Source organism: Mycobacterium sp. E342 (genome assembly GCF_001667665.1).
Classification (GTDB): Bacteria; Actinomycetota; Actinomycetes; order Mycobacteriales; family Mycobacteriaceae; genus Mycobacterium.
Map to the genome: position 1 here is coordinate 1 of NZ_LZJM01000202.1, position 729 is coordinate 729.

1 protein-coding gene is annotated in these 729 nt (G+C 64.7%); it reads right to left on the reverse strand.

The features are described from left to right. On the reverse strand, positions 1-729 hold a 729-nt coding region (locus A5692_RS14880), incomplete at both ends, for a cyclopropane mycolic acid synthase family methyltransferase (protein WP_068057212.1).

The following is a 729-nucleotide window of genomic DNA, read 5'->3' on the forward strand; positions in this document are numbered from 1 at the left end:
CCCGACATTGCTGATGCCCTTGCGGAAGAAGTTCTCACAGCCGGTCAGGTAGTGCATGTACTTGTTGTAGACCTCTTGGGACTGGATGGCGATGGCCTGCTCGCGATTGGCCTCGAGGGCGGCCGCCCAGGTCTCCAGGGTCCTCGCGTAGTGCAGCTGCAGCGAGTGGACCCTGGTCAGCTCGAAGCCCGCCGTGACCGCGTACTCGCCGACGGTCTGCGGTGTCGGCAGCCACCCGCCGGGGAAGATCTCGGTCAAGATGAACTGCGAGAAGTGCACGATCTCGTGGGTCAGCTTCATGCCCCGCGCCCGGGCGTCTTTGAAGGACGGGCGAACGATGGTGTGCAACAACATCACCCCGTCGGACGGCAGCGCTTGGTAGGCCATCTTGAAGAAGCGCCCGTAGCGCTGGCGGCCGAAATGCTCGAAGGCGCCGATCGAGACGATGCGGTCGACGGGCTCGTGGAACTTCTCCCACCCCTCCAACAGCACCCGCCGGGTGCGGGGCGTGTCCATCTGGTCGAACGTCTTCTGCACGTGCTCGGCCTGGTTCTCCGACAATGTCAGGCCCACGACGTTCACGTCGTACTTCTCGATGGCCCGCCGCATGGTGGCGCCCCAGCCGCAGCCGATGTCGAGCAGCGTCATCCCCGGCTCGAGCTTCAACTTGCCCAGCGCCAGATCGATCTTGGCCAGCTGCGCCTCTTCCAGGGTCATGTCGTCGCGGTC